Annotated in this window: 4 protein-coding genes and 1 pseudogene; 2 read left to right on the forward strand and 3 right to left on the reverse strand. The window is 70.9% G+C overall.

Annotated elements, in window-relative coordinates:
* Positions 1-985, reverse strand: a 985-nt coding sequence (locus QZV72_RS01155; protein ID WP_297004190.1) for an ABC transporter substrate-binding protein, incomplete at its 3' end; no start/stop codon positions are given.
* A 220-nt stretch (positions 986-1205) separates the two neighbouring features.
* Here QZV72_RS01155 and QZV72_RS01160 point away from each other — a divergent pair.
* Complete coding sequence (locus tag QZV72_RS01160; RefSeq protein WP_297004192.1) at positions 1206-2468, forward strand: helix-turn-helix domain-containing protein; 1263 nt, start codon at positions 1206-1208, stop codon at positions 2466-2468.
* Between the two features lie 12 nt (positions 2469-2480).
* Here the strand turns inward: QZV72_RS01160 and QZV72_RS01165 are convergent, their stop codons facing one another.
* On the reverse strand, positions 2481-3380 hold the full coding sequence (locus QZV72_RS01165) for a LysR family transcriptional regulator (RefSeq protein ID WP_297004193.1): 900 nt from the start codon (positions 3378-3380) through the stop codon (positions 2481-2483).
* Positions 3381-3479: 99 nt separating this feature from the next.
* On the opposite strand from QZV72_RS01165, the pseudogene QZV72_RS14860 reads away from it, so the two are divergent.
* Positions 3480-4310 (forward strand): annotated as a pseudogene (locus QZV72_RS14860) (DMT family transporter); the annotation flags it as partial.
* A gap of 26 nt (positions 4311-4336) precedes the next feature.
* Here the strand turns inward: QZV72_RS14860 and QZV72_RS01175 are convergent.
* Positions 4337-5974: an NAD(P)/FAD-dependent oxidoreductase gene (locus QZV72_RS01175; protein WP_297004195.1), complete on the reverse strand. Its 1638-nt coding sequence runs from the start codon at positions 5972-5974 to the stop codon at positions 4337-4339.
* Positions 5975-6102: the final 128 nt, after the last annotated feature.

Below are 6102 nucleotides of genomic sequence, written 5' to 3' on the forward strand. Positions count from 1 at the left end.
CCGCGAAGTACGGGTCGAGCTGATCGATCACCCAGGGGATGCTGAGCACCGAAGGGGCGCCCAGCGCGGTGGCCGCGACCGTGTCCAGCTGCGGGTCAGACCCGCGCCGGACGGCACGCAGGTCAGACCACCCCGGCAGGTCGTCCGGCGTCTCCCCGGAGATCCACAGGACCGGGAGGTCCACGTCGAGCATGTCGGTGTTCTCCGCGGAGACCACCTTCCCCCGCCCGGACTCCGTCCCCCGGACCCGGTCGGCCGCCGAGACCATGCCCAGGTCGCTGAAGAACCGGTTGGAGGCGTCCGCCGGGGAGGTGATCACGGTGAAACTCTTCGCACGGTAGGCGGCGTAGACGAAGGACGCCCCCTCCACCGCCGGGTACCGTTGCCCCACCCCTCCCATGGCGCGGTCGACCGCGGCGATCGCGGACGCGGCGTCCTCCTCCCGGTCGACGATCCTCCCCGCGGTGGTGGTGACCTCTCGCCAGTCGTCGACCATGCCGTCACCGACCGTGGCGACGGTCGGGGCGATGGCGGCGAGCCTGTCGTAGGTCTCCCTGTCAGGCAGGTAACCGGCGAAGATCACGTCCGGGTTCTTGTCCGCGACGGCCTCCATGCCGAACGTGGTGACCAGGTCGGCGGAAGTGACCGTGACCGGGACGGTCTCCCCGGCGACCGACGTGCCACCGGTGCCCTCGGGCGCCCACGGCACCCCGTCGGAGAACTGGCCGTTGACGACCTGGGTGGCGACCGGCTCACCGAGCTCAGCGAAAGCGTCGGTCCAGGTGCGGCTGAAGCTCAGCGCGTGCCCGGGGTGCACCGGCACCTCCGTGGTGCCGAAGGCGTGGGTGACGGGGACGGTCGCCGCGGCCCCACCGTCGCCGGAACCGTCGGCGTCCGAGCATGACGCCATCCCCAGGGCACAGATCAGTGCGGTGGCGAGTGCGGAAGTCACGGTCAGCGGGCGGCGTCGTGTCACGTGGGTCATGAATTCTCCTGTCGTATCAACTGAGCCTCAGCTCACTTCACCGCGACGAGTGTACGGTCGTGCGCATGCCGCCAGTTGACCGGAACAGTCAGAAAGTTGAACTGACATCCCCGCACCTGTGGTGGGTACTCCGCGGCACTCTCCACCTGACCACCCACCACCGCGACGCCCCCGGACCCGCCACATCGCCGCCGGGACCGCGGTCTCCGTCGACCGGGGCGTGCGCGTCAGCGTCCGCCGCGCCCCGGACACCACCGCCCTCGGCTTCCCCGTCCCGGAGGACGCCACCCTCCCCTTCACCCCGGACAGCCCTGTGACCTGCGGTGACATTCCAGATGACTGGTACGGGACCCTCATCGCCCGATTCGCCGAAAGCCTCAACTACCTCAGCACCCCCACCGGGGCACACTCCGGCGACCGGCCCCTGCTACCCCGGATGCCGGTCGACCCGGCGGCCCGGACCGCCGCCCGCATCCTCCTCTCCGACCCGGCCGCCCACCCCGGCGTCACCGACCTCGCCGCCGCCGTCTTCGTCTCTCCGTCGACCCTCACCCGGCGCTTCCGCGCGGAGACCGGGCTGACCGTCAGCGCCTGGCACGCCCGGCTCCGCCTCTCCGTCGCCGCCGGTCTGCTGGCGGACGGCTGCACCGTGGAGTCCGCGGCCCACCACGTCGGACTGTCCTCGGCGTCCACCCTGTGCCGGCTCGCCCGGCGGCACACCGGGGCGACCCCGGGCCAGCTCCGCGACCGGCCCGGTGGAACCCCGGTGGCGGGCGGACAGGAGGAGACCCCGCCGACACTGAGCACCTGGCCCCGGGTCAACCGGTTCCACGTCCTGCTCTGGGCATGGCGCGGCGCGTGCCGGGTCACCGTCGCCGACACCACCACCGACCTCCGCGAGGGCGAGCTGATCTGGCTGCCCGCCGGACTACCGAACCACATCGACATGGACCCCGGCGCACTGGTCCTGCCGGTCGGGGCGCGCGCCGGGCGTCCCTCCGGTGACCTGGCGCCCACGGTGATCGTAGCGGAGGACCCCGGGGACACGGCGGACACGGATGCGCTGCTCGCCGCCCTGGGCCGCGAGTACGACCCTGTCGCCACGGAACAGACCGATGTGGTGGACCGGCTGTTCTACGGTTTCCTCGCCGGGGAGGTCGACACCCACGGGTCCCGGCTGCTGCGCAGGATCTCCGGGGACTTCCGCCGCCACCCCGGCGTCGACCGTACCCCGGCGCAGTGGGCCGAGCTGCTGGACTGCACCCCGGTGGAGCTCACCAGGGCGCTCAGGTTGTCCGGCGCCGACAGTGTACGGCAGTGGACGGCACGGGTGCGGATGGGGGCAGCCCGGCGCCTCCTGGCGTCCGGGATCCCGGTCGGCGCGGTCGCCCGGCACCTGGGATACAGCGGCACGGCGTCCTTCAGCCATGTCTTCCGCCGGGCCCACGGGGTCTCACCGGGGAACTGGCACGGCTACGTGTGAAGTCCTGCCGGTTCAGATCTCCGGCGACTCCCGCCGCGCCGCCGAGGCCAGCGCCGCGCGGAACGCCCGCACCGCCGGGTGCCCGGTCTGCCCCTCACGCACCGCAGTGAACAGGCGGCGCGCCGGCCCGCCCGGCAGCACCTGTGCCCGGGTCTGGTCCAGGAACGGTCCGACCAGAAGTGACGGGATCACCGCCACCGCGTGCCCGGTGCGCACCAGGTGCGCCTGCAGCAGCGGGTCATCGGTGTCGCACAGCACCTTCGGGACGACCCCGGCGTCCGCCAGCATCCGCCGCACCCACTGACCTCCCGGCAAGTACTCCGGATCGACCGCCCACTGGGCGTCCGCCAGGTCAGACAGTGACGCCGGCTCCGGCCAGTCCGCCGGCATCGCCAGCAGCAGCGGATCGGTGAACAGTTCCTGGCGCTCCATCCCGGGGCGCACCGGGTCCGGTTCATCGGGCCACTGGTCACCGATCACCAGGTCGTAGAGGTGCGCGGCGAGCCCGTCGAACGCCGCACCGATCTCGCGGTGGAGGACCTCGATCCGCAGCTCCGGGTGCCGCGACTTCACCAGCGTCAGCGCCGTCGGCAGGATCGAGACCAGCGCCGAGTGGAATGAGGTGACCCGTAGCGTCCCCGAGACCGTGGGGGTGGACGCCGCCAGTTCCGCCTCCGCCCGGTCGAGCACCGTGAGGACCTCGTCAGTGCGGGCGACGAGCCGGCGGGCGGCGTCCGTCAGTCTCACCCCGCGCCCCACGGGTTCCAGGAGGGGGACGCCGGCCTCCCGCTCCAACTGGTTGAGCTGGTGGGAAACTGCGGAAGGGGAGTAGTTGAGCACCCTGGCGACCTCGGCGAGGGTGCCGCGGCGGGAGAGCTCACGCAGCAGCGTCAGGCGGTGAACGTTCAACATGATTCACCATTATTGACCGGATACCTGAGCTGGACCAGTGAATCGGTGAGGACGCAGAATACAGGGGTGACGACGACCTCCTCCGGCTCCACCACGACGATGACCCTCCCGGTGCTCTGCATCCTCGGTTCCTGCGCCTCCCTCCAGTTCGGGGCGGCCACCGCCGTCGGTCTCTTCGACGACCTCGGCACCTGGGGCGTGACCCTGCTCCGGCTCGGGATCGGTGGCCTGGTCCTGCTCGCCGTCTCCCGGCCCGCGGTCCGGGCGTGGAAGCGCGGCGACTGGCGGTCGGTCATCCTCTTCGCCGTCACCATGGCCCTGATGAACGGCTTCTACTACGCCGCGATCGAGCGGATCCCCCTGTCCGCGGCGGTCGCCCTCGAGTTCACCGGGCCCCTGCTCTTCTCCGCGCTGACCTCTAAGAACCGTCGGGACCTCATCTGGGTCGGATTCGCGACCGCAGGGATGGTCGTCCTCGGCGCCGAGTCCGTGCTCGGCGGGGCGGACCTCGACCTCGTCGGGGTGCTCCACGCACTGGTCGCCGGCGGATTCTGGGTCGGTTACATCATCTACTCCGCACAGGTGGGTGCCCGGATCCCGGGGACCGGCGGACTGGCGGTGGCCATGGTGCTCGGCGCGGTGCTGCTCGCCCCGGTCGGTGCGCACGGTGCCTTCGCAGGGGTCACCGGCGGCGACGGCGGACTGATCACCCGGCCGGGACTGTTCTGGTTCGCCGCGGGGACCTCCCTGCTGGCCTCCGTCCTGCCGTACACCCTGGAACTCGTCGCCCTGCGGCGGATCTCAGGGGCGGTGTTCAGCATCCTCGTCAGTCTGGAGCCGGCTTTCGCCGCAGCGGCCGGACTGATCCTGCTGGACCAGCACCTCACCGCCTACCGTGCGGTCACCATCATCCTGGTGATCTGCGCTTCGGCGGGGATCACCTGGTCACAGCACCGTCACCGGGACGACTCCGGTGTCACACCGACGCCGCCACCGGACCCCGGTGATGCGACCCCTGACGCAGCTACCCCGGATGCCACGACCCTGGATGCCACGACCCTGGATGCCACGACCACGGCGTCCTCGTCGAAGAGCATCTCCTCGGTCACGTCGCCACGGGAGAGTTCCGGCCACTCCGCCAGGTAGTCCTGTCGGTAGAGCCAGGGGGAGCGGTCACCCTGACGCGGGGTGAGGTGTTGACCGCGCTTGATGTAGCCGGCGTCGAACTCAAGGAGCTCACGGCGCTCCACGCCCGGGCCGGGGATGGCGGGGGCGGCCAGGCCAATGTCGTGGTCGGCCATGTGCCGCCACAGTCGGACGACATACCGAGCGGTGAGGTCCGCCCGGGTTGTCCAGGACTGGTTGAGGTAGCCGACGGTGAAGCTGATGTTCGGCAGGCCCGAGAGCAGGACGCCCCGGTAGGCCACCAGTTCTGACAGGTCCACCTCCTCGCCGTCGACGGACGCGGACGCCCCGCCGAACATCTGCAGCTGCAGGCCGGTCGCCGAGATCACCGTGTCCGCCGGCAGGACGCGCCCGTCGGTCAGCCGCACACCCTCCGGCACGAACCGGTCGATCGTCGCGGTGACGACCTCGGCCGTGCCGGCCTTGATCGCCCGGAAGATGTCGCCGTCCGGGGCCTTGCAGACGCGCTGGTCCCAGGGCTTGTACGGGGGAGTGAAGTCCCGCCTGATCTGCTCCGGTGTGAGCCATATCCGCTGGAGACCCTGGAGGAACCACCGGAAGGCGAAGGGGAGGTGACGGGCGATGTACCACTGCGTCATGTCGCGGACGATGTGGTTGCCGCGCGCGACCTTGTGCGCCAGTTTCCCGTTCCACGGGATCAGCCGGGTCCAGACGGCCGTGATCGTGTCGAAGTCGGGGAGGGCGGCGACCCAGGTCGGGGTGCGCTGCAGCATGGTGACGTCCGCGCCGAGGTCGGCCAACGCCGGGAGGAGGGTGATCGCGGTGGCACCGGAACCGATGACGACGATCCGCTTCCCGTTGACGTCGCCCTGTTCGGCCGGCTTCCAGGCCTGCGCGTGGATGAGGGTGCCGCCGTGGGCAGTGAAGTCCTCCTGGCCGGGGTAGTGGGGCAGGAAGCCGTCGCGGTGGTCGTAGTAGCCGCAGGCCAGGTGCAGGCGCTTCGCCCGGATGACAGTCTCGGTGAGGTTTCCGTCGGGGGCGTCCGGCCGGTCGTCGGGACCGTGGTCGTGGGCGCGGACCGTGGTGATCTCCCACAGCCCGGACGCCGTGTCGAAGTTGACCGACTTCACCCAGGTGTTGAGGCGGATCCGGTCGAGAAAGCCGTCCTCGCGGGCGGCGTCCCGCAGGTACTCGCGGATGTCAGCGCCCGCGCCGAGGGCGTGCGCCCCCTGCCACGGTTTCCAGGGCAGGGAGAAGGACGCCATGTCGGAGTCTGAGCGGATACCGGGGTAGGTGAAGGTGGTCCAGGTGCCGCCGAGGTCGGTGTTCGAGTCGACGATCTCCCAGTTCCAGTCCGGGAAGTTGTGGGCGACGTGGTGGCCCATGTCGATGCCGCCGATGCCGGCGCCGACGATGAGGAGGTCGAGTGGTGCGGGGGTCTCGGTCATGGTCACACCGTAGCCGGTACCGGCATTCTGTAGTGAGCGTGACGAAAGCTCCGGGGGTGGGGCGGGTGCCCCGGGGATCAGAGGCGGTGCTTGCCGTCGTCGATGTCCCCGTCGCTCTCGTCGCGCTC

Origin of the sequence: uncultured Corynebacterium sp. (genome assembly GCF_902782855.1) — a bacterium.
Classification (GTDB): domain Bacteria; phylum Actinomycetota; class Actinomycetes; order Mycobacteriales; family Mycobacteriaceae; genus Corynebacterium.

What these genes read in the sequence shown, in the direction of transcription:
- QZV72_RS01165 (WP_297004193.1), bottom strand. Translation starts at nt 3,380, where the DNA reads ATGTTGAACGTTCACCGCCTGACGCTGCTGCGTGAGCTCTCCCGCCGC.
- QZV72_RS01175 (WP_297004195.1), bottom strand. Translation starts at nt 5,974, where the DNA reads ATGACCGAGACCCCCGCACCACTCGACCTCCTCATCGTCGGCGCCGGC.